The 24927-nt window shown below is 50.5% G+C and carries 42 protein-coding genes and 2 pseudogenes; 41 read left to right on the forward strand and 3 right to left on the reverse strand.

All coding sequences use genetic code 11. From position 1 onward, the window contains the following. Positions 1–92 precede the first annotated feature (92 nt). The 10 genes from ACQ29O_RS01925 to bfr all read left to right on the forward strand — a co-directional run bounded on the left by ACQ29O_RS01925 (position 93) and on the right by bfr (position 7313). Complete coding sequence (locus ACQ29O_RS01925) at positions 93–815, forward strand: helix-turn-helix transcriptional regulator (RefSeq protein WP_000091471.1); 723 nt, start codon at positions 93–95, stop codon at positions 813–815. Further along, entirely contained in the window at positions 815–1201 is a 387-nt protein-coding gene (gene tusD / locus ACQ29O_RS01930) for a sulfurtransferase complex subunit TusD (RefSeq protein ID WP_001268011.1), read from the forward strand. Before ACQ29O_RS01925 ends, tusD begins: the two co-directional genes overlap by 1 nt. Then, positions 1201–1557, forward strand: a complete 357-nt coding sequence (tusC, locus tag ACQ29O_RS01935; protein WP_000820705.1) for a sulfurtransferase complex subunit TusC — start codon at positions 1201–1203, stop codon at positions 1555–1557. Before tusD ends, tusC begins: the two co-directional genes overlap by 1 nt. 7 nt (positions 1558–1564) lie before the next feature. Further along, complete coding sequence (gene tusB / locus ACQ29O_RS01940; RefSeq protein WP_000903399.1) at positions 1565–1852, forward strand: sulfurtransferase complex subunit TusB; 288 nt, start codon at positions 1565–1567, stop codon at positions 1850–1852. A 125-nt stretch (positions 1853–1977) separates the two neighbouring features. Further along, complete coding sequence (gene rpsL, locus ACQ29O_RS01945; protein ID WP_000246815.1) at positions 1978–2352, forward strand: 30S ribosomal protein S12; 375 nt, start codon at positions 1978–1980, stop codon at positions 2350–2352. 95 nt (positions 2353–2447) lie between these two features. Continuing rightward, positions 2448–2918 carry a 30S ribosomal protein S7 gene (rpsG, locus tag ACQ29O_RS01950; protein ID WP_001138043.1) on the forward strand — a complete coding sequence of 157 codons (471 nt, stop codon included), beginning with the start codon at positions 2448–2450 and terminating at the stop codon, positions 2916–2918. A gap of 96 nt (positions 2919–3014) precedes the next feature. After that, positions 3015–5129, forward strand: a complete 2115-nt coding sequence (gene fusA, locus ACQ29O_RS01955) for an elongation factor G (protein WP_000124693.1) — start codon at positions 3015–3017, stop codon at positions 5127–5129. 71 nt (positions 5130–5200) lie between these two features. After that, positions 5201–6385 (forward strand): elongation factor Tu, encoded by a 1185-nt coding sequence (gene tuf, locus ACQ29O_RS01960; protein ID WP_000031748.1) that lies wholly within the window; start codon positions 5201–5203, stop codon positions 6383–6385. Positions 6386–6569: 184 nt separating this feature from the next. Then, positions 6570–6764 carry a bacterioferritin-associated ferredoxin gene (gene bfd, locus ACQ29O_RS01965; RefSeq protein ID WP_000289082.1) on the forward strand — a complete coding sequence of 65 codons (195 nt, stop codon included), beginning with the start codon at positions 6570–6572 and terminating at the stop codon, positions 6762–6764. Positions 6765–6836: 72 nt separating this feature from the next. Next, positions 6837–7313, forward strand: a complete 477-nt coding sequence (gene bfr, locus ACQ29O_RS01970) for a bacterioferritin (RefSeq protein WP_000675530.1) — start codon at positions 6837–6839, stop codon at positions 7311–7313. Here the strand turns inward: bfr and hopD are convergent. Continuing rightward, positions 7310–7777, reverse strand: a complete 468-nt coding sequence (hopD, locus tag ACQ29O_RS01975) for a prepilin peptidase (protein WP_000495848.1) — start codon at positions 7775–7777, stop codon at positions 7310–7312. The two genes, bfr and hopD, sit on opposite strands and share 4 nt — an antisense overlap. A gap of 379 nt (positions 7778–8156) precedes the next feature. Here hopD and rpsJ point away from each other — a divergent pair, with 379 nt between their 5' ends. The 31 genes and pseudogenes from rpsJ to ACQ29O_RS02130 all read left to right on the forward strand — a co-directional run. Continuing rightward, positions 8157–8468, forward strand: coding sequence for a 30S ribosomal protein S10 (rpsJ, locus tag ACQ29O_RS01980; RefSeq protein WP_001181005.1), 312 nt, complete (start codon positions 8157–8159; stop codon positions 8466–8468). A 32-nt stretch (positions 8469–8500) separates the two neighbouring features. Continuing rightward, positions 8501–9130, forward strand: coding sequence for a 50S ribosomal protein L3 (gene rplC, locus ACQ29O_RS01985; protein WP_000579838.1), 630 nt, complete (start codon positions 8501–8503; stop codon positions 9128–9130). A 10-nt stretch (positions 9131–9140) separates the two neighbouring features. Next, a complete protein-coding gene (gene rplD, locus ACQ29O_RS01990; protein ID WP_000424395.1) occupies positions 9141–9746 on the forward strand; it encodes a 50S ribosomal protein L4 in 606 nt (201 codons plus the stop codon). Next, positions 9743–10045 (forward strand): 50S ribosomal protein L23, encoded by a 303-nt coding sequence (gene rplW / locus ACQ29O_RS01995; protein ID WP_000617546.1) that lies wholly within the window; start codon positions 9743–9745, stop codon positions 10043–10045. Before rplD ends, rplW begins: the two co-directional genes overlap by 4 nt. Before the next feature lie 17 nt (positions 10046–10062). Next, positions 10063–10884, forward strand: coding sequence for a 50S ribosomal protein L2 (gene rplB / locus ACQ29O_RS02000; protein ID WP_000301869.1), 822 nt, complete (start codon positions 10063–10065; stop codon positions 10882–10884). A gap of 16 nt (positions 10885–10900) precedes the next feature. Further along, positions 10901–11179, forward strand: a complete 279-nt coding sequence (rpsS, locus tag ACQ29O_RS02005) for a 30S ribosomal protein S19 (RefSeq protein ID WP_001138115.1) — start codon at positions 10901–10903, stop codon at positions 11177–11179. A gap of 14 nt (positions 11180–11193) precedes the next feature. Next, a complete protein-coding gene (gene rplV / locus ACQ29O_RS02010) occupies positions 11194–11526 on the forward strand; it encodes a 50S ribosomal protein L22 (protein ID WP_000447529.1) in 333 nt (110 codons plus the stop codon). A 17-nt stretch (positions 11527–11543) separates the two neighbouring features. Continuing rightward, positions 11544–12245, forward strand: coding sequence for a 30S ribosomal protein S3 (gene rpsC, locus ACQ29O_RS02015; protein ID WP_000529945.1), 702 nt, complete (start codon positions 11544–11546; stop codon positions 12243–12245). 12 nt (positions 12246–12257) lie between these two features. Next, positions 12258–12668: a 50S ribosomal protein L16 gene (gene rplP, locus ACQ29O_RS02020; protein ID WP_000941209.1), complete on the forward strand. Its 411-nt coding sequence runs from the start codon at positions 12258–12260 to the stop codon at positions 12666–12668. Continuing rightward, positions 12668–12859, forward strand: a complete 192-nt coding sequence (rpmC, locus tag ACQ29O_RS02025) for a 50S ribosomal protein L29 (protein WP_000644742.1) — start codon at positions 12668–12670, stop codon at positions 12857–12859. Before rplP ends, rpmC begins: the two co-directional genes overlap by 1 nt. After that, positions 12859–13113 (forward strand): 30S ribosomal protein S17, encoded by a 255-nt coding sequence (gene rpsQ, locus ACQ29O_RS02030; RefSeq protein WP_000130101.1) that lies wholly within the window; start codon positions 12859–12861, stop codon positions 13111–13113. Before rpmC ends, rpsQ begins: the two co-directional genes overlap by 1 nt. A 163-nt stretch (positions 13114–13276) precedes the next feature. Further along, complete coding sequence (gene rplN / locus ACQ29O_RS02035) at positions 13277–13648, forward strand: 50S ribosomal protein L14 (RefSeq protein WP_000613954.1); 372 nt, start codon at positions 13277–13279, stop codon at positions 13646–13648. 10 nt (positions 13649–13658) lie between these two features. Then, complete coding sequence (rplX, locus tag ACQ29O_RS02040; RefSeq protein WP_000729185.1) at positions 13659–13973, forward strand: 50S ribosomal protein L24; 315 nt, start codon at positions 13659–13661, stop codon at positions 13971–13973. Between the two features lie 14 nt (positions 13974–13987). Then, entirely contained in the window at positions 13988–14527 is a 540-nt protein-coding gene (rplE, locus tag ACQ29O_RS02045; protein ID WP_001096206.1) for a 50S ribosomal protein L5, read from the forward strand. 14 nt (positions 14528–14541) lie between these two features. Continuing rightward, positions 14542–14847: a 30S ribosomal protein S14 gene (gene rpsN / locus ACQ29O_RS02050; protein ID WP_001118932.1), complete on the forward strand. Its 306-nt coding sequence runs from the start codon at positions 14542–14544 to the stop codon at positions 14845–14847. Positions 14848–14880: 33 nt separating this feature from the next. Next, complete coding sequence (gene rpsH / locus ACQ29O_RS02055) at positions 14881–15273, forward strand: 30S ribosomal protein S8 (RefSeq protein ID WP_000062611.1); 393 nt, start codon at positions 14881–14883, stop codon at positions 15271–15273. A gap of 12 nt (positions 15274–15285) precedes the next feature. Beyond that, positions 15286–15819: a 50S ribosomal protein L6 gene (gene rplF / locus ACQ29O_RS02060; RefSeq protein WP_000091939.1), complete on the forward strand. Its 534-nt coding sequence runs from the start codon at positions 15286–15288 to the stop codon at positions 15817–15819. Positions 15820–15828: 9 nt separating this feature from the next. Next, on the forward strand, positions 15829–16182 hold the full coding sequence (rplR, locus tag ACQ29O_RS02065; protein WP_000358956.1) for a 50S ribosomal protein L18: 354 nt from the start codon (positions 15829–15831) through the stop codon (positions 16180–16182). A 14-nt stretch (positions 16183–16196) separates the two neighbouring features. Further along, positions 16197–16700 (forward strand): 30S ribosomal protein S5, encoded by a 504-nt coding sequence (gene rpsE / locus ACQ29O_RS02070; protein ID WP_000940123.1) that lies wholly within the window; start codon positions 16197–16199, stop codon positions 16698–16700. A gap of 3 nt (positions 16701–16703) precedes the next feature. Beyond that, complete coding sequence (rpmD, locus tag ACQ29O_RS02075) at positions 16704–16883, forward strand: 50S ribosomal protein L30 (protein ID WP_001140434.1); 180 nt, start codon at positions 16704–16706, stop codon at positions 16881–16883. 3 nt (positions 16884–16886) lie between these two features. Continuing rightward, on the forward strand, positions 16887–17321 hold the full coding sequence (gene rplO, locus ACQ29O_RS02080) for a 50S ribosomal protein L15 (protein WP_001238917.1): 435 nt from the start codon (positions 16887–16889) through the stop codon (positions 17319–17321). A 7-nt stretch (positions 17322–17328) separates the two neighbouring features. Continuing rightward, a complete protein-coding gene (gene secY / locus ACQ29O_RS02085; RefSeq protein WP_001118864.1) occupies positions 17329–18660 on the forward strand; it encodes a preprotein translocase subunit SecY in 1332 nt (443 codons plus the stop codon). Between the two features lie 31 nt (positions 18661–18691). Further along, on the forward strand, positions 18692–18808 hold the full coding sequence (rpmJ, locus tag ACQ29O_RS02090) for a 50S ribosomal protein L36 (protein ID WP_000868187.1): 117 nt from the start codon (positions 18692–18694) through the stop codon (positions 18806–18808). Positions 18809–18954: 146 nt separating this feature from the next. Then, positions 18955–19311, forward strand: a complete 357-nt coding sequence (rpsM, locus tag ACQ29O_RS02095) for a 30S ribosomal protein S13 (RefSeq protein ID WP_000090780.1) — start codon at positions 18955–18957, stop codon at positions 19309–19311. A 16-nt stretch (positions 19312–19327) separates the two neighbouring features. Then, complete coding sequence (rpsK, locus tag ACQ29O_RS02100; RefSeq protein WP_001029758.1) at positions 19328–19717, forward strand: 30S ribosomal protein S11; 390 nt, start codon at positions 19328–19330, stop codon at positions 19715–19717. Between the two features lie 33 nt (positions 19718–19750). Beyond that, positions 19751–20371: a 30S ribosomal protein S4 gene (gene rpsD, locus ACQ29O_RS02105; RefSeq protein WP_000135226.1), complete on the forward strand. Its 621-nt coding sequence runs from the start codon at positions 19751–19753 to the stop codon at positions 20369–20371. A 25-nt stretch (positions 20372–20396) separates the two neighbouring features. Continuing rightward, positions 20397–21386: a DNA-directed RNA polymerase subunit alpha gene (locus ACQ29O_RS02110; protein WP_001747117.1), complete on the forward strand. Its 990-nt coding sequence runs from the start codon at positions 20397–20399 to the stop codon at positions 21384–21386. A gap of 40 nt (positions 21387–21426) precedes the next feature. Continuing rightward, a complete protein-coding gene (gene rplQ / locus ACQ29O_RS02115; RefSeq protein ID WP_001216362.1) occupies positions 21427–21810 on the forward strand; it encodes a 50S ribosomal protein L17 in 384 nt (127 codons plus the stop codon). A gap of 107 nt (positions 21811–21917) precedes the next feature. Continuing rightward, positions 21918–22286 carry a DUF1992 domain-containing protein gene (locus tag ACQ29O_RS02120; RefSeq protein WP_000266515.1) on the forward strand — a complete coding sequence of 123 codons (369 nt, stop codon included), beginning with the start codon at positions 21918–21920 and terminating at the stop codon, positions 22284–22286. A 10-nt stretch (positions 22287–22296) separates the two neighbouring features. Then, positions 22297–22721, forward strand: a pseudogene (gene zntR / locus ACQ29O_RS02125) (Zn(2+)-responsive transcriptional regulator). Between the two features lie 57 nt (positions 22722–22778). Continuing rightward, positions 22779–22982 (forward strand): annotated as a pseudogene (locus ACQ29O_RS02130) (alternative ribosome-rescue factor A); the annotation flags it as partial. Between the two features lies 1 nt (position 22983). Here ACQ29O_RS02130 and mscL read toward each other — a convergent pair. Continuing rightward, complete coding sequence (gene mscL, locus ACQ29O_RS02135; protein ID WP_000008119.1) at positions 22984–23397, reverse strand: large-conductance mechanosensitive channel protein MscL; 414 nt, start codon at positions 23395–23397, stop codon at positions 22984–22986. A gap of 141 nt (positions 23398–23538) precedes the next feature. Then, positions 23539–24915, reverse strand: a complete 1377-nt coding sequence (trkA, locus tag ACQ29O_RS02140) for a Trk system potassium transporter TrkA (RefSeq protein WP_000691374.1) — start codon at positions 24913–24915, stop codon at positions 23539–23541. Positions 24916–24927 lie beyond the last annotated feature (12 nt).

Here is a 24927-nt window from a genome sequence, read left to right on the forward strand (position 1 = left end):
AACCCTCACTGTATTAATTTAATCATCCGCGTAAATAATGAGCCTGCCCTGAAAACATAACGACAGGCTCCTGAAAAGGAGTGTTTTTTTTCATGTCCAGGTCGCTTTTAACCAACGAAACCAGTGAACTTGATTTGCTGGATCAGCGTCCCTTCGAGCAAACCGACTTCGATATTCTGAAATCCTACGAAGCGGTAGTGGACGGGTTAGCGATGCTTATAGGTTCCCATTGTGAAATCGTATTGCACTCTTTGCAGGATCTAAAATGTTCAGCCATTCGTATTGCCAATGGCGAACATACGGGCCGTAAAATTGGCTCGCCGATTACCGACCTGGCGTTGCGTATGTTGCACGACATGACAGGGGCGGACAGTAGCGTGTCGAAATGCTATTTCACGCGCGCGAAAAGCGGTGTCTTGATGAAGTCGTTGACGATTGCCATTCGCAACCGCGAGCAGCGCGTCATTGGTCTACTGTGCATCAACATGAATCTTGATGTGCCATTTTCACAGATTATGAATACCTTTATTCCGCCGGAAACGCCGGAAGTCGGCTCAGCGGTTAATTTTGCCTCCTCAGTCGAAGATTTAGTCACCCAGACGCTGGAGTTCACGATCGAAGAAGTGAATGCCGATCGTAATGTCTCTAACAATGCGAAAAATCGTCAGATCGTCCTTAACTTGTACGAAAAAGGCATTTTCGATATTAAAGACGCCATTAACCAGGTAGCCGATCGTCTGAATATCTCAAAACACACGGTTTACCTCTATATTCGCCAGTTCAAAAGCGGCGATTTTCAGGGGCAGGATAAATAATGCGTTATGCCATTATGGTCACCGGGCCGGCATATGGCACCCAGCAGGCCAGCAGCGCATTGCAGTTCGCCCACGCGCTGCTCAATGAGGGGCATGAGTTAGCCAGCGTCTTTTTCTATCGGGAAGGTGTCTATAACGCCAATCTCCTGACCTCGCCGGCGAGCGATGAATATGATCTGGTACGCGCCTGGCAGAAATTGAATACGCAGCATGGCGTAGCGCTGAACATCTGTGTCGCGGCGGCGCTTCGTCGCGGTATTATTGATGAAACTGAAGCCGGCAGACTGGAGTTGCCGTCCGCCAATCTTCAGCCGGGCTTTACGCTAAGCGGGCTGGGCGCGCTGGCGGAGGCATCTCTCACCTGCGATCGGGTGGTGCAGTTTTAATGAAACGTATTGCATTTGTCTTTTCCACCGCGCCGCACGGCAGCGCCTCAGGCCGTGAAGGACTGGATGCGCTGCTGGCGACGTCAGCGCTAACGGAAGCGCTGGGCGTCTTTTTTATCAGCGACGGCGTCTTTCAGTTATTACCGGGACAAAAACCAGACGCTGTGCTGGCGCGTGACTATATTGCTACTTTCAAGCTCTTTGATTTGTACGATATTGATCAATGCTGGATCTGCGCGGCATCGCTGCGCGAGCGTGGTCTGGAGAACGTTAATTTTGTGGTAGACGCCACGCCGCTGGAACCCGTGGCGTTACGCCGCGAGCTTGGCAACTATGATGTCATCCTGAGATTCTGAGGCGTTTATGCTGCATACCTTACCTCATTGCGCTTCGAGCGTTGATTTTCCCGCTTTGCTGCGCCTGCTAAAAGAGGGCGATGCGCTTTTGTTGCTCCAGGATGGCGTTACCGTCGCGATTGAAGGTAACCGCTTCCTTGAAAGTCTGCGCGATGCCCCCATAACGGTCTATGCCTTGAAAGAAGACATTGACGCCCGCGGCCTGGGTGGTCAAATTTCAGACAGTGTCGTCAGGGTTGACTATACTGATTTTGTCAGACTCACGGTTAAGTATGCCAACCAGATGGCCTGGTGATGGCGGGATCGTTGTATATTTCTTGACACCTTTTCGACACCGCCCTAAAATTCGGCGTCCTCATATTGTGTGAGGGCGTTTTATTACGTGTTTACGAAGCAAAAGCTAAAACCAGGAGCTATTTAATGGCAACAGTTAACCAGCTGGTACGCAAACCACGTGCTCGCAAAGTTGCGAAAAGCAACGTGCCTGCGCTGGAAGCATGCCCGCAAAAACGTGGCGTATGTACTCGTGTATATACTACCACTCCTAAAAAACCGAACTCCGCACTGCGTAAAGTTTGCCGTGTTCGTCTGACTAACGGTTTTGAAGTGACTTCCTACATCGGTGGTGAAGGTCACAACCTGCAGGAGCACTCCGTGATCCTGATCCGTGGCGGTCGTGTTAAAGACCTCCCGGGTGTTCGTTACCACACCGTTCGTGGCGCGCTTGACTGCTCCGGCGTTAAAGACCGTAAGCAAGCTCGTTCTAAGTACGGCGTGAAGCGTCCTAAGGCTTAATGGTTCTCCGTTAAGTAAGGCCAAACGTTTTAAATTAATGTCAAACTAAACTCGTAGAGTTTTGGACAATCCTGAATTAACAACGGAGTATTTCCATGCCACGTCGTCGCGTCATTGGTCAGCGTAAAATTCTGCCGGATCCGAAGTTCGGATCAGAACTGCTGGCTAAATTTGTCAATATCCTGATGGTAGATGGTAAAAAATCTACTGCAGAATCAATCGTATACAGCGCGCTGGAGACCCTGGCTCAGCGTTCTGGTAAATCTGAACTGGAAGCTTTCGAAGTCGCTCTCGAAAACGTTCGCCCGACTGTAGAAGTTAAATCCCGCCGTGTAGGTGGTTCTACTTATCAGGTACCAGTTGAAGTCCGTCCGGTCCGTCGTAATGCTCTGGCAATGCGTTGGATCGTAGAAGCTGCTCGTAAGCGCGGTGATAAATCCATGGCTCTGCGTCTGGCGAACGAACTTTCTGACGCTGCAGAAAACAAAGGTACTGCAGTTAAGAAACGTGAAGACGTTCACCGTATGGCAGAAGCCAACAAGGCGTTCGCACACTACCGTTGGTAATCCCTTCGGAGTCATAGTCACCAGGCGGGCGCTTCAGGTAAGTCGCCCGTTTTGGATAACTTAACTGAACGCCTAAAGATATCAACGAGGAATCAAATGGCTCGTACAACACCCATCGCACGCTACCGTAATATCGGTATCAGTGCGCACATCGACGCCGGTAAAACCACTACTACCGAACGTATTCTGTTCTACACCGGTGTAAACCACAAAATCGGTGAAGTTCATGACGGCGCAGCTACCATGGACTGGATGGAGCAGGAGCAGGAGCGTGGTATTACTATCACCTCCGCAGCGACTACTGCATTCTGGTCTGGTATGGCTAAGCAGTATGAACCGCATCGCATCAACATCATCGACACCCCGGGGCACGTTGACTTCACTATCGAAGTAGAACGTTCCATGCGTGTTCTCGATGGTGCGGTAATGGTTTACTGCGCAGTTGGTGGTGTTCAGCCGCAGTCTGAAACCGTATGGCGTCAGGCAAACAAATACAAAGTTCCGCGCATTGCGTTCGTTAACAAAATGGACCGCATGGGCGCGAACTTCCTGAAAGTTGTTGGTCAGATCAAAACCCGTCTGGGCGCGAACCCGGTTCCGCTGCAGCTGGCAATTGGTGCTGAAGAAGGTTTCACCGGCGTTGTTGACCTGGTGAAAATGAAAGCCATCAACTGGAACGATGCCGACCAGGGCGTTACCTTCGAATACGAAGATATCCCGGCTGACATGCAGGACCTGGCTAACGAATGGCACCAGAACCTGATCGAGTCCGCCGCAGAAGCTTCTGAAGAGCTGATGGAAAAATACCTGGGTGGTGAAGAACTGACTGAAGAAGAGATCAAACAAGCTCTGCGTCAGCGCGTTCTGAACAACGAAATCATCCTGGTAACCTGTGGTTCTGCATTCAAGAACAAAGGTGTTCAGGCGATGCTGGATGCGGTAATTGATTACCTGCCATCCCCGGTAGACGTACCTGCGATCAACGGTATTCTGGACGACGGTAAAGATACTCCGGCTGAGCGTCACGCAAGCGACGACGAGCCGTTCTCTGCGCTGGCGTTCAAAATCGCTACCGACCCGTTTGTGGGTAACCTGACCTTCTTCCGTGTGTACTCCGGTGTGGTTAACTCTGGTGATACCGTACTGAACTCCGTGAAAACCGCACGTGAGCGTTTCGGTCGTATCGTTCAGATGCACGCCAACAAACGTGAAGAGATCAAAGAAGTTCGCGCGGGCGACATCGCGGCTGCTATCGGCCTGAAAGACGTGACTACCGGTGACACCCTGTGTGATCCGGAAAACCCGATTATTCTGGAACGTATGGAATTCCCTGAGCCGGTAATCTCCATCGCGGTAGAACCGAAAACCAAAGCTGACCAGGAAAAAATGGGGCTGGCTCTGGGCCGTCTGGCGAAAGAAGACCCGTCATTCCGCGTATGGACTGATGAAGAATCTAACCAGACCATCATCGCTGGTATGGGTGAACTTCACCTGGATATCATCGTTGACCGTATGAAGCGTGAATTCAACGTTGAAGCTAACGTGGGTAAACCTCAGGTTGCTTACCGCGAAGCGATTCGCGCGAAAGTTACCGACATCGAAGGTAAACACGCGAAACAGTCTGGTGGTCGCGGTCAGTATGGTCATGTTGTTATCGACATGTACCCGCTGGAGCCGGGCTCTAACCCGAAAGGTTACGAGTTCATCAACGACATCAAAGGTGGTGTAATTCCTGGCGAATACATCCCGGCCGTTGATAAAGGCATCCAGGAGCAGCTGAAATCTGGCCCGCTGGCGGGTTATCCGGTAGTTGATCTCGGTGTGCGTCTGCACTTCGGTTCTTACCATGACGTTGACTCCTCTGAGCTGGCGTTTAAACTGGCTGCGTCTATCGCCTTTAAAGAAGGCTTTAAGAAAGCAAAACCAGTTCTGCTTGAGCCGATCATGAAGGTTGAAGTAGAAACACCTGAAGAGAATACCGGTGACGTTATCGGCGACCTTAGCCGCCGTCGTGGTATGCTCAAAGGTCAGGAATCTGAAGTTACAGGCGTTAAGATCCACGCTGAAGTACCGCTGTCTGAAATGTTCGGATATGCAACTCAGCTGCGTTCTCTGACCAAAGGTCGCGCATCGTACACTATGGAATTCCTGAAGTATGATGATGCGCCGAACAACGTTGCTCAGGCCGTAATCGAAGCCCGTGGTAAATAAGCCGCAGGGTTAAAAACCAAAATCCCGTGCTCTCTCCTGAAGGGGAGAGCGCTATAGTAAGGAATATAGCCGTGTCTAAAGAAAAATTTGAACGTACAAAACCGCACGTTAACGTCGGCACCATCGGCCACGTTGACCACGGTAAAACTACCCTGACCGCTGCAATCACCACCGTACTGGCTAAAACCTACGGCGGTGCTGCTCGTGCATTCGACCAGATCGATAACGCGCCGGAAGAAAAAGCGCGTGGTATCACCATCAACACTTCTCACGTTGAATACGATACCCCGACCCGCCACTACGCACACGTAGACTGCCCGGGGCACGCCGACTATGTTAAAAACATGATCACCGGTGCTGCTCAGATGGACGGCGCGATCCTGGTTGTTGCTGCGACTGACGGCCCGATGCCGCAGACCCGTGAGCACATCCTGCTGGGTCGTCAGGTAGGCGTTCCGTACATCATCGTGTTCCTGAACAAATGCGACATGGTTGATGACGAAGAGCTGCTGGAACTGGTTGAGATGGAAGTTCGCGAACTGCTGTCTCAGTACGACTTCCCGGGCGACGACACTCCGATCGTTCGTGGTTCTGCTCTGAAAGCGCTGGAAGGCGACGCAGAGTGGGAAGCGAAAATCATCGAACTGGCTGGCTTCCTGGATTCTTACATCCCGGAGCCAGAGCGTGCGATTGACAAGCCGTTCCTGCTGCCGATCGAAGACGTATTCTCCATCTCCGGTCGTGGTACCGTTGTTACCGGTCGTGTAGAACGCGGTATCATCAAAGTGGGCGAAGAAGTTGAAATCGTTGGTATCAAAGAGACTCAGAAGTCTACCTGTACTGGCGTTGAAATGTTCCGCAAACTGCTGGACGAAGGCCGTGCCGGTGAGAACGTAGGTGTTCTGCTGCGTGGTATCAAACGTGAAGAAATCGAACGTGGTCAGGTACTGGCTAAGCCGGGCACCATCAAGCCGCACACCAAGTTCGAATCTGAAGTGTACATTCTGTCCAAAGATGAAGGCGGCCGTCATACTCCGTTCTTCAAAGGCTACCGTCCGCAGTTCTACTTCCGTACTACTGACGTGACTGGCACCATCGAACTGCCGGAAGGCGTAGAGATGGTAATGCCGGGCGACAACATCAAAATGGTTGTTACCCTGATCCACCCGATCGCGATGGACGACGGTCTGCGTTTCGCAATCCGTGAAGGCGGCCGTACCGTTGGCGCGGGCGTTGTTGCTAAAGTTCTGGGCTAATTACTCGTTAATTAGTTTTGAATTGAAGAGGGCGCTTCGGCGCCCTTTTTGTTGCCTGCTATTTAGCCGCTGTTATATTTATTCACCCTTTTTAACGCTTCTCCCGTGGCGTAAATCGCTTTGTGATATTGTAATCATAACCATTCTTATTTACACTTTGTGCGGAAATTGAACGGGAGCGATCATGTACGTTTGTTTGTGTAATGGTATAAGCGATAAAAAAATCCGCCAGGCTGTACGACAATTTCATCCACAGTCATTTCAACAGTTGCGTAAATTTATTCCTGTGGGAAATCAATGTGGTAAGTGTATTCGCGCCGCGCGAGAAGTGATGCAGGATGAGTTAACGCAAATGCCGGAATTTAAAGAGATCGCCTGAGTCACACTCTTTTTTTTGACATCCCTGTAGCCCCATCTACGCTCTAGAGAGTGGAAGCGGAGGGACTATAAAATGAAAGGTGATGTTAAAATCATAAATTATCTCAATAAACTATTGGGAAATGAGCTTGTCGCAATTAATCAGTATTTTCTTCATGCCCGTATGTTCAAAAACTGGGGGCTGACCCGGCTTAATGATGTTGAGTACCATGAATCCATTGATGAGATGAAACACGCCGATAAGTATATTGAGCGTATTTTATTTCTGGAAGGCATACCGAACCTACAGGATCTGGGCAAGCTGGGCATCGGTGAAGATGTCGAAGAGATGCTACGATCGGATCTCCGGCTCGAACTGGAAGGCGCAAAAGATCTACGTGAGGCAATAGCCTATGCCGATAGCGTTCATGACTATGTTAGCCGGGATATGATGATTGAAATTCTTGCCGACGAGGAAGGCCACATCGACTGGCTGGAAACTGAGCTGGATTTGATTGCCAAACTTGGTATGCAAAATTATCTGCAATCACAAATTAAGGTTACCGATTAACCGTCTGGAAAGAAAACTTTCCAACCTGTTATGAAACCCGCCACCGCCAGCCATGGCCCAAAAGGTAGCGGGTTTATTAATGCCGATTTACCTCTCACCAGTAGCGCGACGCCAAACCCGCCACAGGCCAACATAGCGGCAAGGAAAACCAGTAACGGCAGTGTTTCCCAACAATGCCATGCCCCTAAGGCAGCGAGGTACTTGACGTCGCCATATCCAAGCCCCTCTTTCTGATAACGCAGGCGATAGCCCCAGTAAATTAACGCGAATCCGCCATAGCCGGCGATAGCACCCCAAAGCGCATCCGGTAAACGCTCCGGCAGGCAAATCTGGTGATAAAGCAGACCACCCCACAGTAATGGACAGGTAAACCGGTCAGGCAGCAGACCGGTACGCGCGTCGTATATGCCAAGTAATAAAGAGAACGACGCATAAAAAATGAGAAAGGGGAGGGCAACAAACATAAGCAAATCCTCGTCAAGGCTTGTGCTCACCTTTATAGATTTATGCGACAGCGACAACGACGTATTGCCAGGTTTGCCTGATGCCTTCCAAAGAAAAGGTGCGCGTTGCCATCCCATGCGTACCATCTGGAATCATGCTCGCATAAGAATAAAGCGCTTAATTTCTATCCGACACTTGCGTCAGGCTGAGATTTACGTATAATGCGCGGGCTTGTCGTAATTGACGGCAGGTTCGATTTGAACCTCGAATAGCCGATTTGGCTATTTAACAATGCTCCCAATCGGGGAGCTACGTAAGAACGGTTACACTCTCCCATCAATCGTAATGGGTGTGAGGAGTAATCATTTTCGTTTATAAAATAATTGGAGCTCTGGTCTCATGCAGAACCAAAGAATCCGTATCCGCCTGAAAGCGTTTGATCATCGTCTGATCGATCAATCAACCGCGGAAATCGTCGAGACTGCCAAGCGCACTGGTGCGCAGGTTCGCGGTCCGATCCCGCTGCCGACCCGCAAAGAGCGCTTTACCGTTCTGATCTCTCCGCACGTTAACAAAGATGCGCGCGATCAGTACGAAATTCGCACTCACAAGCGTCTGGTTGACATCGTTGAGCCAACCGAGAAAACCGTTGATGCTCTGATGCGTCTGGACCTGGCTGCCGGTGTAGACGTGCAGATCAGCCTGGGTTAATCAGGTCATCGAGCGATTGAGAGGTTGATACAATGATTGGTTTAGTCGGTAAAAAAGTGGGTATGACCCGCATCTTCACTGAAGATGGCGTCTCTATCCCAGTAACCGTAATCGAAGTTGAAGCAAACCGTGTTACTCAGGTTAAAGACCTGGCTAACGATGGCTACCGCGCTGTTCAGGTTACTACGGGTGCTAAAAAAGCTAACCGTGTCACCAAGCCGGAAGCGGGTCACTTTGCTAAAGCTGGCGTAGAAGCTGGCCGTGGTCTGTGGGAATTCCGTCTGGCTGAAGGCGAAGAATACACCGTAGGTCAGAGCATCAGCGTTGAACTGTTTGCTGACGTTAAAAAAGTTGACGTAACCGGTACCTCTAAAGGTAAAGGTTTCGCTGGTACCGTTAAGCGCTGGAACTTCCGTACCCAGGACGCTACTCACGGTAACTCCTTGTCTCACCGCGTTCCGGGTTCTATCGGTCAGAACCAGACTCCGGGCAAAGTGTTCAAAGGCAAGAAAATGGCAGGTCAGATGGGTAATGAGCGCGTAACCGTTCAGAGCCTTGACGTAGTACGCGTTGACGCTGAGCGCAACCTGCTGCTGGTTAAGGGGGGTGTTCCGGGTGCAACCGGTTGCGACCTGATCGTTAAACCAGCTGTGAAGGCGTAAGGGGATAGCAATGGAATTAGTATTGAAAGACGCGCAGAGCGCGCTGACTGTTTCCGAAACTACCTTCGGTCGTGATTTCAACGAAGCGCTGGTTCACCAGGTTGTTGTTGCTTATGCAGCTGGTGCTCGTCAGGGTACTCGTGCTCAGAAGACTCGTGCTGAAGTAACTGGTTCCGGTAAAAAACCGTGGCGCCAGAAAGGCACTGGCCGTGCGCGTTCAGGTTCTATCAAGAGCCCGATCTGGCGTTCCGGTGGCGTGACCTTCGCTGCTCGTCCGCAGGACCACAGTCAAAAAGTTAACAAGAAGATGTACCGCGGCGCGCTGAAAAGCATCCTGTCCGAACTGGTACGTCAGGATCGTCTGATCGTTGTCGAGAAGTTTTCTGTAGAAGCGCCGAAAACTAAGCTGCTGGCACAGAAACTGAAAGACATGGCTCTGGAAGATGTGCTGATCATCACCGGTGAGCTGGACGAGAACCTGTTCCTGGCCGCACGTAACCTGCACAAGGTTGACGTACGCGATGCGACTGGTATCGACCCGGTTAGCCTGATCGCCTTCGACAAAGTCGTAATGACTGCTGATGCTGTTAAGCAAGTTGAGGAGATGCTGGCATGATTCGTGAAGAACGTCTGCTGAAGGTGCTGCGCGCACCGCACGTTTCTGAAAAAGCGTCTACTGCGATGGAAAAAACTAACACCATCGTTCTCAAAGTTGCTAAAGACGCGACCAAAGCAGAAATCAAAGCTGCTGTGCAGAAACTGTTTGAAGTCGAAGTCGAAGTCGTTAACACCCTGGTCGTTAAAGGGAAAGTTAAACGTCACGGACAGCGTATCGGTCGTCGTAGCGACTGGAAAAAAGCTTACGTCACCCTGAAAGAAGGCCAGAATCTGGACTTCGTCGGCGGCGCTGAGTAAGTCGGAGGAGTAATACAATGGCAGTTGTTAAATGTAAACCGACATCTCCGGGTCGTCGCCACGTCGTTAAAGTGGTCAACCCAGAGCTGCACAAGGGCAAACCTTTTGCTCCGCTGGTTGAAAAAAACAGCAAATCCGGTGGTCGTAACAACAATGGCCGTATCACCACTCGTCATATCGGTGGTGGTCACAAACAGGCTTATCGTATTGTTGACTTCAAACGCAACAAAGACGGTATTCCGGCAGTTGTTGAACGTCTTGAGTACGATCCGAACCGTTCCGCGAACATCGCGCTGGTTCTGTACAAAGACGGCGAACGCCGTTACATCCTGGCCCCGAAAGGCCTGAAAGCTGGCGACCAGATTCAGTCTGGCGTTGATGCTGCAATCAAAGCAGGCAACACCCTGCCGATGCGCAATATCCCGGTTGGTTCTACCGTTCATAACGTAGAAATGAAACCAGGTAAAGGCGGTCAGCTGGCGCGTTCCGCTGGTACTTACGTTCAGATCGTTGCTCGCGATGGCGCTTATGTCACCCTGCGTCTGCGTTCTGGTGAAATGCGTAAAGTCGAAGCAGACTGCCGTGCAACCCTGGGCGAAGTTGGCAATGCTGAGCATATGCTGCGCGTTCTGGGTAAAGCAGGTGCTGCACGCTGGCGTGGCGTTCGTCCTACCGTTCGCGGTACTGCGATGAACCCAGTAGACCACCCACATGGTGGTGGTGAAGGTCGTAACTTTGGTAAGCACCCGGTAACTCCGTGGGGCGTTCAGACCAAAGGTAAGAAGACCCGCAGCAACAAGCGTACTGATAAATTCATCGTACGTCGCCGTAGCAAATAATTTTAGAGGATAAGCCATGCCACGTTCTCTCAAGAAAGGTCCTTTTATTGACCTGCACTTGCTGAAGAAGGTAGAGAAAGCGGTGGAAAGCGGAGACAAGAAGCCCCTGCGCACCTGGTCCCGTCGTTCAACGATCTTTCCTAACATGATCGGTTTGACCATCGCTGTCCATAATGGTCGTCAGCACGTTCCGGTATTTGTTTCCGACGAAATGGTCGGTCACAAACTGGGTGAATTCGCACCGACTCGTACTTATCGCGGCCACGCTGCTGATAAAAAAGCGAAGAAGAAATAAGGTAGGAGGAAGAGATGGAAACTATCGCTAAACATCGCCATGCTCGTTCTTCTGCTCAGAAGGTTCGCCTTGTTGCTGACCTGATTCGCGGTAAGAAAGTGTCGCAGGCTCTGGACATTCTGACCTACACCAACAAGAAAGCGGCTGTACTGGTCAAGAAAGTTCTGGAATCTGCCATTGCTAACGCTGAACACAACGATGGCGCTGACATTGACGATCTGAAAGTTACGAAAATTTTCGTAGACGAAGGCCCGAGCATGAAGCGCATTATGCCGCGTGCAAAAGGTCGTGCAGATCGCATCCTGAAGCGCACCAGCCACATCACTGTGGTTGTGTCCGATCGCTGAGACTCTGGAGACTAGCAATGGGTCAGAAAGTACATCCTAATGGTATTCGCCTGGGTATTGTAAAACCATGGAACTCTACCTGGTTTGCGAACACCAAAGAATTCGCTGACAACCTGGACAGCGATTTTAAAGTACGTCAGTACCTGACGAAGGAACTGGCTAAAGCGTCTGTATCTCGTATCGTTATCGAGCGTCCGGCTAAGAGCATCCGTGTGACTATTCACACCGCTCGCCCGGGTATCGTTATCGGTAAAAAAGGTGAAGACGTAGAAAAACTGCGTAAGGTCGTAGCGGATATCGCTGGCGTTCCTGCACAGATCAATATCGCCGAAGTTCGTAAACCTGAACTGGACGCTAAACTGGTTGCTGACAGCATCACTTCTCAGCTGGAACGTCGCGTGATGTTCCGTCGTGCGATGAAGCGTGCTGTACAGAACGCCATGCGTCTGGGCGCTAAAGGTATCAAAGTTGAAGTTAGCGGCCGTCTGGGTGGCGCGGAAATCGCACGTACCGAATGGTACCGCGAAGGTCGCGTACCTCTGCACACTCTGCGTGCTGACATCGACTACAACACCTCTGAAGCGCACACCACTTATGGTGTAATCGGCGTTAAAGTGTGGATCTTCAAAGGCGAGATCCTGGGTGGTATGGCTGCTGTTGAACAACCGGAAAAACCGGCTGCTCAACCGAAAAAGCAGCAGCGTAAAGGCCGTAAATAAGGAGCGTCGCTGATGTTACAACCAAAGCGTACAAAATTCCGTAAAATGCACAAAGGCCGCAACCGTGGTCTGGCTGCAGGCGCGGATGTTAGCTTCGGCAGCTTCGGCCTGAAAGCTGTTGGCCGTGGTCGTCTGACTGCCCGTCAGATCGAAGCAGCACGTCGTGCTATGACCCGTGCAGTTAAGCGTCAAGGTAAGATCTGGATCCGTGTATTCCCGGACAAACCGATCACTGAAAAGCCGCTGGCAGTGCGTATGGGTAAAGGTAAAGGTAACGTGGAGTATTGGGTTGCCTTGATTCAGCCGGGTAAAGTCCTGTATGAAATGGACGGCGTATCGGAAGAGCTGGCCCGTGAAGCATTCAAGCTGGCAGCAGCGAAACTGCCGATTAAAACCACCTTTGTAACTAAGACGGTGATGTAATGAAAGCAAAAGAGCTGCGTGAGAAGAGCGTTGAAGAGCTGAACACCGAGCTACTGAACCTGCTGCGTGAGCAGTTCAACCTGCGTATGCAGGCTGCAAGTGGCCAGCTGCAACAGTCTCACCTGTTGAAGCAAGTGCGTCGTGATGTCGCACGCGTTAAGACTTTACTGACTGAGAAGGCGGGTGCGTAATGACCGATAAAATCCGTACTCTGCAAGGTCGCGTGGTTAGCGACAAAATGGAGAAATCCATTGTTGTTGCTATCGAACGTTTTGTGAAACACCCGATCTACGGTAAATTCATCAAGCGTACGACCAAAATGCACGTACATGACGAGAACAACGAATGCGGTATCGGCGACGTGGTTGAAATCCGCGAATGCCGTCCGCTGTCCAAGACTAAATCCTGGACTCTGGTTCGCGTTGTAGAGAAAGCGGTTCTGTAATACAGTACGCATTCTCAACGAATAAACGGCTCAGCGATGGGCCGTTTATTTTTTCTACCCATATCTGATTTGCGGTGTTATAATGCCGCGCCCTCGATATGGGGTTTTTTTAACGACCTGATTTTCGGGTCTCAGTAGTAGTTGACATTAGCGGAGCACTAAAATGATCCAAGAACAGACTATGCTGAACGTCGCCGACAACTCCGGTGCACGTCGCGTAATGTGTATCAAGGTTCTGGGTGGCTCGCACCGTCGCTACGCAGGCGTAGGCGACATCATTAAGATCACCATCAAAGAAGCGATTCCGCGTGGTAAGGTCAAAAAAGGTGATGTGCTGAAGGCGGTAGTGGTGCGCACCAAGAAGGGTGTTCGTCGCCCGGACGGTTCTGTCATTCGCTTCGATGGTAATGCATGCGTTATTTTAAACAATAACAGCGAGCAGCCTATCGGTACGCGTATTTTTGGGCCGGTAACTCGTGAACTTCGTAACGAGAAGTTCATGAAAATTATCTCTCTGGCACCAGAAGTACTCTAAGGAGCGAATCATGGCAGCGAAAATCCGTCGTGATGACGAAGTTATCGTGTTAACCGGTAAAGATAAAGGTAAACGCGGTAAAGTTAAGAATGTCCTGTCTTCCGGCAAGGTCATTGTTGAAGGTATCAACCTGGTTAAGAAACACCAGAAGCCGGTTCCGGCTCTGAACCAACCGGGCGGCATCGTTGAAAAAGAAGCTGCAATTCAGGTTTCTAACGTTGCAATCTTCAATGCGGCAACCGGCAAGGCTGACCGTGTAGGCTTTAGATTCGAAGACGGCAAAAAAGTCCGTTTCTTCAAGTCTAACAGCGAAACTATCAAGTAATTTGGAGTAGTACGATGGCGAAACTGCATGATTACTACAAAGACGAAGTAGTTAACAAACTCATGACTGAGTTTAACTACAATTCTGTCATGCAAGTCCCTCGGGTCGAGAAGATCACCCTGAACATGGGTGTTGGTGAAGCGATCGCTGACAAGAAACTGCTGGATAACGCAGCAGCAGACCTGACAGCAATCTCCGGTCAAAAACCGTTGATCACCAAAGCACGCAAATCTGTTGCAGGCTTCAAAATCCGTCAGGGCTATCCGATCGGCTGTAAAGTAACTCTGCGTGGCGAACGCATGTGGGAGTTCTTTGAGCGCCTGATCACTATTGCTGTTCCTCGTATCCGTGACTTCCGTGGCTTGTCCGCTAAGTCATTCGACGGTCGTGGTAACTACAGCATGGGTGTCCGTGAGCAGATCATCTTCCCAGAAATCGACTACGATAAAGTCGACCGCGTTCGTGGTTTGGATATTACCATTACCACTACTGCGAAATCTGACGAAGAAGGCCGTGCTCTGCTGGCTGCCTTTGACTTCCCGTTCCGCAAGTAAGGTAGGGTTACTAAATGGCTAAGCAATCAATGAAAGCACGCGAAGTAAAACGCGTAGCTTTAGCTGATAAATACTTCGCGAAACGCGCTGAACTGAAAGCGATCATCTCTGATGTGAACGCAACCGACGAAGATCGTTGGAATGCGGTTCTTAAGCTGCAGACTCTGCCGCGTGATTCCAGCCCGTCACGTCAGCGTAACCGCTGCCGTCAAACTGGTCGTCCGCACGCTTTCCTGCGGAAGTTCGGGTTGAGCCGTATTAAGGTCCGTGAAGCCGCTATGCGCGGTGAAATTCCGGGTCTGAAAAAGGCTAGCTGGTAATTGTCACCAATTGAATCACGGGAGTAAAGACAGATGAGCATGCAAGATCCGATCGCGGATATGCTGACCCGTATCCGTAACGGTCAGGCCGCGAACAAAGCTGCGGTCACCATGCCTTCCTCCAAGCTGAAAGTGGCAATTGCCAACGTGCTGAAGGAAGAAGGTTTTATTGAAGATTTTAAAGTTGAAGGCGACACCAAGCCGGAACTGGAACTGACTCTTAAGTATTTCCAGGGTAAAGCTGTTGTAGAAAGCATTCAGCGTGTCAGCCGCCCAGGTCTGCGCATCTACAAACGTAAAGATGAGCTGCCGAAAGTTATGGCCGGTCTGGGTATCGCAGTTGTTTCTACCTCTAAAGGTGTTATGACTGATCGTGCAGCGCGCCAGGCTGGTCTTGGTGGCGAAATTATCTGCTACGTAGCCTAATCGGAGGAAAAAATGTCTCGTGTTGCTAAAGCACCGGTCGTTGTTCCTGCCGGCGTTGATGTCAAAATCAACGGTCAGGTTATTACGATCAAAGGTAAAAACGGCGAGCTGACTCGTACTCTCAACGATGCTGTTGAAGTTAAACATGCAGATAATGCACTGACCTTCGGTCCGCGTGATGGTTACGCAGACGGTTGGGCACAGGCTGGTACCGCGCGTGCCCTGCTGAACTCAATGGTTATCGGTGTTACCGAAGGCTTCACTAAGAAGCTGCAGCTGGTTGGTGTAGGTTATCGTGCAGCGGTTAAGGGGAATGTAGTAAACCTGTCTTTAGGTTTCTCTCACCCGGTTGACCATCAGCTGCCGGCAGGTATTACTGCTGAATGTCCGACTCAAACTGAAATCGTGCTGAAAGGCGCTGATAAGCAGGTGATCGGCCAGGTTGCAGCAGATCTGCGCGCCTACCGTCGTCCTGAGCCTTACAAAGGCAAGGGTGTTCGTTACGCCGACGAAGTCGTGCGTACCAAAGAGGCTAAGAAGAAGTAAGGTAACACTATGGATAAGAAATCTGCTCGTATCCGTCGTGCGACCCGCGCACGCCGCAAGCTCAAAGAGCTGGGCGCAACTCGCCTGGTGGTACATCGTACCCCGCGTCATATTTACGCACAGGTAATTGCACCGAACGGTTCTGAAGTTCTGGTAGCTGCTTCTACTGTAGAAAAAGCTATCGCTGAACAACTGAAGTACACCGGTAACAAAGACGCGGCTGCAGCTGTGGGTAAAGCTGTCGCTGAACGCGCTCTGGAAAAAGGCATCAAAGATGTGTCCTTTGACCGTTCCGGGTTCCAATATCATGGTCGTGTCCAGGCACTGGCAGATGCTGCCCGTGAAGCTGGCCTTCAGTTCTAAGGTAGAGGTGTAAGATGGCTCACATCGAAAAACAAGCTGGCGAACTGCAGGAAAAGCTGATCGCGGTAAACCGCGTATCTAAAACCGTTAAAGGTGGTCGTATTTTCTCCTTCACAGCTCTGACTGTAGTAGGCGATGGTAGCGGTCGCGTAGGTTTTGGTTACGGTAAAGCGCGTGAAGTTCCAGCAGCGATCCAGAAAGCGATGGAAAAAGCCCGTCGCAATATGATTAACGTCGCGCTGAACAACGGCACCCTGCAGCACCCGGTTAAAGGTGTTCACACGGGGTCTCGTGTATTCATGCAGCCAGCTTCCGAAGGTACCGGTATCATCGCCGGTGGTGCAATGCGCGCCGTTCTGGAAGTTGCTGGGGTTCATAACGTTCTGGCTAAAGCATACGGTTCCACCAACCCGATCAACGTGGTTCGTGCAACTATTGATGGCCTGGAAAATATGAATTCTCCAGAAATGGTCGCTGCCAAGCGTGGTAAATCCGTTGAAGAAATTCTGGGGAAATAAACCATGGCAAAGACTATTAAAATTACTCAAACCCGCAGTGCAATCGGTCGTCTGCCGAAACACAAGGCAACGCTGCTTGGCCTGGGTCTGCGTCGTATTGGTCACACCGTAGAGCGCGAGGATACTCCTGCTGTTCGTGGTATGGTCAACGCGGTTTCCTTCATGGTTAAAGTTGAGGAGTAAGAGATGCGTTTAAATACTCTGTCTCCGGCCGAAGGCTCCAAAAAGGCGGGTAAACGCCTGGGTCGTGGTATCGGTTCTGGCCTCGGTAAAACCGGTGGTCGTGGTCACAAAGGTCAGAAGTCTCGTTCTGGCGGTGGCGTACGTCGCGGTTTCGAGGGTGGTCAGATGCCTCTGTACCGTCGTCTGCCGAAATTCGGCTTCACTTCTCGCAAAGCAGCGATTACAGCCGAAGTTCGTCTGTCTGACTTGGCGAAAGTAGAAGGCGGCGTTGTAGACCTGAACACGCTGAAAGCGGCAAACATTATCGGTATCCAGATCGAGTTCGCGAAAGTGATCCTGGCTGGCGAAGTCACTACTCCGGTAACTGTTCGTGGCCTGCGTGTTACTAAAGGCGCTCGTGCTGCTATCGAAGCTGCTGGCGGTAAAATCGAGGAATAAGTAGCAGATGGCTAAACAACCGGGATTAGATTTTCAAAGTGCCAAAGGTGGCTTAGGTGAGCTGAAACGCAGACTGCTGTTTGTTATCGGCGCGCTGATTGTGTTCCGTATTGGCTCTTTTATTCCGATCCCTGGTATTGATGCCGCTGTACTTGCCAAACTGCTTGAGCAACAGCGAGGCACCATCATTGAAATGTTTAACATGTTCTCTGGTGGTGCTCTCAGCCGTGCTTCTATCTTTGCCCTGGGGATCATGCCGTATATTTCGGCGTCGATCATTATCCAGCTGTTGACGGTGGTTCATCCAACGCTGGCAGAAATTAAGAAAGAAGGGGAGTCTGGTCGTCGTAAGATCAGCCAGTACACCCGTTACGGTACTCTGGTGCTGGCGATATTCCAGTCGATCGGTATTGCTACCGGTTTGCCGAATATGCCTGGTATGCAGGGCCTGGTGATGAATCCAGGCTTTGCATTCTATTTCACCGCTGTTGTAAGTCTGGTTACAGGGACGATGTTCCTGATGTGGCTCGGCGAACAGATTACTGAGCGCGGTATCGGTAACGGTATCTCAATCATCATCTTCGCTGGTATCGTTGCGGGACTCCCGCCAGCCATTGCCCATACTATCGAGCAAGCGCGTCAAGGCGACCTGCACTTCCTCGTGTTGCTGTTGGTTGCAGTATTAGTATTTGCAGTGACGTTCTTTGTAGTATTCGTTGAACGTGGTCAACGCCGTATTGTGGTAAACTACGCCAAACGTCAGCAAGGTCGTCGTGTCTATGCTGCACAGAGCACACATTTACCGCTGAAAGTGAATATGGCGGGGGTAATCCCGGCAATCTTCGCTTCCAGTATTATTCTGTTCCCGGCGACCATCGCGTCATGGTTCGGGGGCGGTACTGGTTGGAACTGGCTGACAACAATTTCGCTGTATTTGCAGCCTGGGCAACCGCTTTATGTGTTACTCTATGCGTCTGCAATCATCTTCTTCTGTTTCTTCTACACGGCGTTGGTTTTCAACCCGCGTGAAACAGCAGATAACCTGAAGAAGTCCGGTGCATTTGTACCAGGAATCCGTCCGGGAGAGCAAACGGCGAAGTATATCGATAAAGTAATGACCCGCCTGACCTTGGTTGGTGCGCTGTATATTACCTTTATTTGCCTGATCCCGGAGTTCATGCGTGATGCAATGAAAGTGCCGTTCTACTTCGGTGGGACCTCACTGCTTATCGTTGTTGTCGTGATTATGGACTTTATGGCTCAAGTGCAAACTCTGATGATGTCCAGTCAGTATGAGTCTGCATTGAAGAAGGCGAACCTGAAAGGCTACGGCCGTTAATTGGTCGCCTGAGAAGTTACGGAGAGTAAAAATGAAAGTTCGTGCTTCCGTCAAGAAATTATGCCGTAACTGCAAAATCGTTAAGCGTGATGGTGTCATCCGTGTGATTTGCAGTGCCGAGCCGAAGCATAAACAGCGCCAAGGCTGATTTTTTCGCATATTTTTCTTGCAAAGTTGGGTTGAGCTGGCTAGATTAGCCAGCCAATCTTTTGTATGTCTGTACGTTTCCATTTGAGTATCCTGAAAACGGGCTTTTCAGCATGGTACGTACATATTAAATAGTAGGAGTGCATAGTGGCCCGTATAGCAGGCATTAACATTCCTGATCAGAAACACGCCGTGATCGCGTTAACTTCGATCTACGGTGTCGGCAAGACCCGTTCTAAAGCCATCCTGGCTGCAGCGGGTATCGCTGAAAATGTTAAGATCAGTGAGCTGTCTGAAGAACAAATCGACACGCTGCGTGACGAAGTTGCCAAATTTGTCGTTGAAGGTGATCTGCGCCGTGAAATCAGCATGAGCATCAAGCGCCTGATGGATCTTGGTTGCTATCGCGGTTTGCGTCATCGTCGTGGTCTCCCGGTTCGCGGTCAGCGTACCAAGACCAACGCTCGTACCCGTAAGGGTCCGCGCAAACCGATCAAGAAATAATCGGGGTGATTGAATAATGGCAAAGGCACCAGTTCGCGCACGTAAACGTGTAAGAAAACAAGTCTCTGACGGCGTGGCTCATATCCATGCTTCTTTCAACAACACCATCGTGACTATTACCGATCGTCAGGGTAATGCGCTGGGTTGGGCAACAGCCGGTGGTTCCGGTTTCCGTGGTTCTCGCAAATCCACTCCGTTTGCAGCTCAGGTTGCAGCAGAGCGTTGCGCTGACGCCGTGAAAGAATACGGTATCAAGAATCTGGAAGTTATGGTTAAAGGTCCGGGTCCAGGCCGCGAATCTACTATTCGTGCTCTGAACGCCGCTGGTTTCCGCATCACTAATATTACTGATGTGACTCCGATCCCTCATAACGGTTGTCGTCCGCCGAAAAAACGTCGCGTATAACGCTTCGTTTTCCAGGTTAGTTGGAGAAAGAAAATGGCAAGATATTTGGGTCCTAAGCTCAAGCTGAGCCGTCGTGAGGGCACCGACTTATTCCTTAAGTCTGGCGTTCGCGCGATCGATACCAAGTGTAAAATTGAACAAGCTCCTGGCCAGCACGGTGCGCGTAAGCCGCGTCTGTCTGACTATGGTGTGCAGTTGCGTGAAAAGCAAAAAGTTCGCCGCATTTACGGTGTGCTGGAGCGTCAGTTCCGTAACTACTACAAAGAAGCAGCACGTCTGAAAGGCAACACCGGTGAAAACCTGTTGGCTCTGCTGGAAGGTCGTCTGGACAACGTTGTATACCGTATGGGCTTCGGCGCCACTCGTGCAGAAGCACGTCAGCTGGTTAGCCATAAAGCAATTATGGTAAACGGTCGTGTTGTTAACATCGCTTCTTATCAGGTTAGTCCGAATGACGTTGTTAGCATTCGTGAGAAAGCGAAGAAGCAGTCTCGCGTGAAAGCCGCTCTGGAGCTGGCTGAGCAGCGTGAAAAGCCAACCTGGCTGGAAGTTGATGCTGGCAAGATGGAAGGTACGTACAAGCGTAAGCCTGAGCGTTCTGATCTGTCTGCGGACATTAACGAACACCTGATCGTCGAGCTTTACTCCAAGTAAAGCTTAGTACCAAAGAGAGGACACAATGCAGGGTTCTGTGACAGAGTTTCTAAAACCGCGCCTGGTAGATATCGAGCAAGTGAGTTCGACGCACGCCAAGGTGACCCTTGAGCCTTTAGAGCGTGGCTTCGGCCATACTCTGGGTAACGCACTGCGCCGTATTCTGCTCTCATCGATGCCGGGTTGCGCGGTGACCGAGGTTGAGATTGATGGTGTACTACATGAGTACAGCACCAAAGAAGGCGTTCAGGAAGACATCCTGGAAATCCTGCTCAACCTGAAAGGGCTGGCGGTGAGAGTTCAGGGTAAAGATGAAGTTATTCTTACCTTGAATAAATCTGGCATTGGCCCTGTGACTGCAGCCGATATCACCCATGATGGGGATGTCGAAATCGTCAAGCCGCAGCACGTGATCTGCCACCTGACCGATGAAAACGCGTCTATTAGTATGCGTATCAAAGTTCAGCGCGGTCGTGGTTATGTGCCGGCTTCTACCCGAATTCATTCGGAAGAAGATGAGCGCCCAATCGGCCGTCTGCTGGTCGACGCCTGCTACAGCCCTGTAGAGCGTATTGCCTACAATGTTGAAGCAGCGCGTGTAGAACAGCGTACCGACCTGGACAAGCTGGTCATCGAAATGGAAACCAACGGCACAATCGATCCTGAAGAGGCGATTCGTCGTGCGGCAACCATCCTGGCTGAACAACTGGAAGCTTTCGTTGATTTACGTGATGTACGTCAACCGGAAGTGAAAGAAGAGAAACCAGAATTCGATCCGATCCTGCTGCGCCCTGTTGACGATCTGGAATTGACTGTCCGCTCTGCTAACTGCCTCAAGGCAGAAGCTATCCACTATATCGGTGATCTGGTACAGCGTACCGAGGTTGAGCTTCTTAAGACGCCTAACCTGGGTAAAAAATCTCTTACCGAGATTAAAGACGTGCTGGCTTCCCGTGGACTGTCTCTGGGTATGCGCCTAGAAAACTGGCCACCGGCAAGCATCGTTGACGAGTAACCGGATCACAGGTTAAGGTTTTACTGAGAAGGATAAGGTCATGCGCCATCGTAAGAGTGGTCGTCAACTGAACCGCAACAGCAGCCATCGCCAGGCTATGTTCCGCAACATGGCAGGTTCACTGGTTCGTCATGAAATCATCAAGACGACCCTGCCTAAAGCGAAAGAGCTGCGTCGCGTAGTTGAGCCGCTGATTACTCTTGCCAAGACTGATAGCGTTGCTAATCGTCGTCTGGCATTCGCCCGTACTCGTGATAACGAGATCGTGGCAAAACTGTTTAACGATCTGGGCCCGCGTTTCGCGAGCCGCGCCGGTGGTTACACTCGCATTCTGAAGTGTGGCTTCCGTGCAGGCGACAACGCGCCGATGGCATACATCGAGCTGGTTGATCGCTCAGAGAAAACAGAAGCTGCTGCAGAGTAATCTGTAGTAACGTAAAAAAACCCGCTTCGGCGGGTTTTTTTATATCCTCCTGAACCCCACATATCTACAATAATTGTATTCTTTTCGTTCAATCCCTGGAGCGACGTATGTGGTTACTTGACCAGTGGGCAGAGCGTCATATTATCGAGGCACAGCGTAAAGGCGAGTTTGATAATTTGCCTGGCCGTGGCGAGCCGCTTATTCTGGATGATGATTCTCATGTGCCGGCGGAACTTCGTGCGGGTTATCGCTTACTCAAGAATGCGGGCTGTCTTCCCCCTGAACTGGAGCAGCGCAGAGACGCTATTCAGTTACTTGATATCCTCAACAGTATCCGGGAAGATGACCCTCGATACCATCAGGTTAGTCGCCAGCTCTCCCTGCTTGAACTAAAACTTCGGCAGGCTGGGTTGAGTACCGACTTTTTACACGGTGAGTATGCAGAAAAACTGCTGCATAAAATCAACGATAATTAACGGAGCTTGTATGTATCGCATTGGTGAGCTGGCAAAGCTGGCAGACGTAACGCCTGATACCATTCGCTACTATGAAAAACAGCAGATGATGGATCATGAGGTACGTACTGAAGGCGGGTTTCGTCTGTATACCGAAACCGATCTGCAGCGTCTCAAGTTTATTCGTTATGCGCGACAGTTGGGTTTCACGCTCGACTCGATCCGCGAGCTTTTATCGATCCGAATTGATCCTGAGCACCATACCTGTCAGGAGTCAAAAAGTATTGTGCAAGAGCGATTGCAGGAGGTTGAAGCCAGGATTGCGGAACTGCAAACGATGCAGCGTTCGTTACAAAGGCTTAATGATGCTTGTTGCGGAACGGCCCACAGTAGCGTCTATTGCTCCATTCTGGAAGCCCTGGAACAGGGGCCAGTGGAGCGAAATCAGGATGTTGATTTATTGAACCGGCGGGGCTACACTCGAGCCGTTAATTTATACAATCGGGAGACATTATGAGTCGTTATCAACATAAGAAAGGGCAGATAAAGGACAATGCCATTGAGGCATTACTGCACGATCCCCTTTTCAGGCAACGCGTTGAAAAAAATAAGAAAGGCAAAGGAAGCTATCTGCGCAAAGGTAAACACGGTAATCGAGGGAACTGGGAGGCCAGTGGCAAGAAAGTAAGTAACTTTTTTACCACTGGCCTTCTGCTTATTAAGAACGGTTATTTTGTTCTTTCAGCAGATCGCGGATTTCGCCCAATAGCACTTCCTCTTTAGAAGGCGCTGGCGGAGCTGCCGGCTCTTCTGCTTTTTTACGGTTGAGTCTGTTGATAAGCTTAATGGCAACAAAGATAGCAAAGGCCACAATCACAAAATCAAATACGTTCTGGATAAACACGCCGTAATGCATGACGACCGCCGGAATATCTCCCTGCGCTTCGCGTAACGTAAAAGCAAATTGTTTAAAGTCGATCCCGCCGATTAACAATCCCAACGGCGGCATAATGATATCGGCAACCAGTGAAGAAACAATCTTACCGAATGCCGCGCCAATAATGACACCCACTGCCAAATCCACAACATTCCCGCGCATCGCGAATTCGCGAAATTCTTTAATAAAACTCATTTTTATTCTCCCTATGCAGCTGACGTTATAAGTTTAACAAATGCTAAGGCATTTTCCATTTACGGCTTCTGTTTAGCGAAATAAATTAAACCTTGATAAATAAAGGGAATTAAAAAGGGCGCTGAATGAGCGCCCCTTAAATTAGAGGAAGAAAGGACTTGGCTGGAACAGACGTTCGACGTCGGTAATAAACTTTTTATCGGTCAAAAACATAATGACGTGATCGCCTTGTTCAATGCGCAAATTGTCATTAGCAATCATGACATCATTACCACGAACGACCGCGCCAATAATGGTGCCTGGCGGCAGTTTTATTTCGTCAATGACGCGGCCAACCACGCGGGAAGTGCTTTCATCGCCGTGCGCGACGGCTTCGATGGCTTCGGCAACTCCGCGACGTAGTGAGGAAACGCCGACGATATCCGCTTTACGCACATGGCTCAGTAATGCAGAGATGGTGGCCTGCTGCGGAGAAATCGCAATATCTATAACGCTACCCTGCACAAGATCGACATAAGCTCGACGCTGAATCAACACCATCACTTTTTTGGCGCCCATCCGCTTGGCCAACATCGCGGACATGATATTGGCTTCATCATCGTTAGTGACCGCGATAAAGAGATCGACCTGATCAATATGCTCCTCCGCCAGCAATTCCTGATCGGAGGCGTCGCCAAAAAAGACGATCGTGTTTTGCAGTTTCTCAGCCAGTTCTGCGGCGCGTTGTTGATCGCGTTCGATCAATTTAACGCTATAGTCTTTTTCCAGACGCCTTGCCAGCCCGGCGCCGATATTGCCGCCGCCCACCAGCATGATGCGCTTGTAGGGTTTTTCCAGACGCTGTAATTCGCTCATTACTGCACGGATATGCTGTGAAGCCGCAATAAAGAAGACTTCATCCCCTGCTTCCACGATAGTCGAGCCCTGAGGACGGATTGGTCTGTCATGGCGGAAAATTGCGGCAACGCGAGTATCGATATGCGGCATATGTTCTCGCATTGTCGAGAGCGCGTTACCTATTAGTGGACCGCCATAGTAGGCTTTTACTACTGCCAGACTGACTTTCCCTTCAGCAAAGTTTACAACCTGTAATGCTCCCGGATACTCGATCAGACGATAAATATTATCGATAACCAACTGCTCCGGCGCGATCAGATGATCAATCGGAACCGCTTCAGAATGAAAGAGTTTATCCGCATCGCGAACATAGTCCGGGGAGCGAATGCGGGCGATACGGTTTGGAGTGTTGAAGAGTGAATAGGCTACCTGACAGGCAACCATATTAGTTTCATCTGAACTGGTGACAGCGACCAGCATATCCGCATCGTCAGCGCCCGCTTCGCGCAACACGCGGGGATGCGAACCATGCCCCTGAACTACGCGTAGATCGAACTTATCTTGCAAACTGCGTAACCGTTCGCCGTTGGTATCAACCACCGTGATGTCGTTGTTTTCGCCGACCAGGTTTTCCGCCAGTGTTCCGCCAACTTGCCCTGCGCCCAGTATGATAATTTTCATCAGTCGTGGCCC

This window comes from Salmonella sp. GDC200615 (assembly GCF_050574145.1).
In the GTDB taxonomy this organism is placed as follows: Bacteria; Pseudomonadota; Gammaproteobacteria; order Enterobacterales; family Enterobacteriaceae; genus Salmonella; species Salmonella enterica.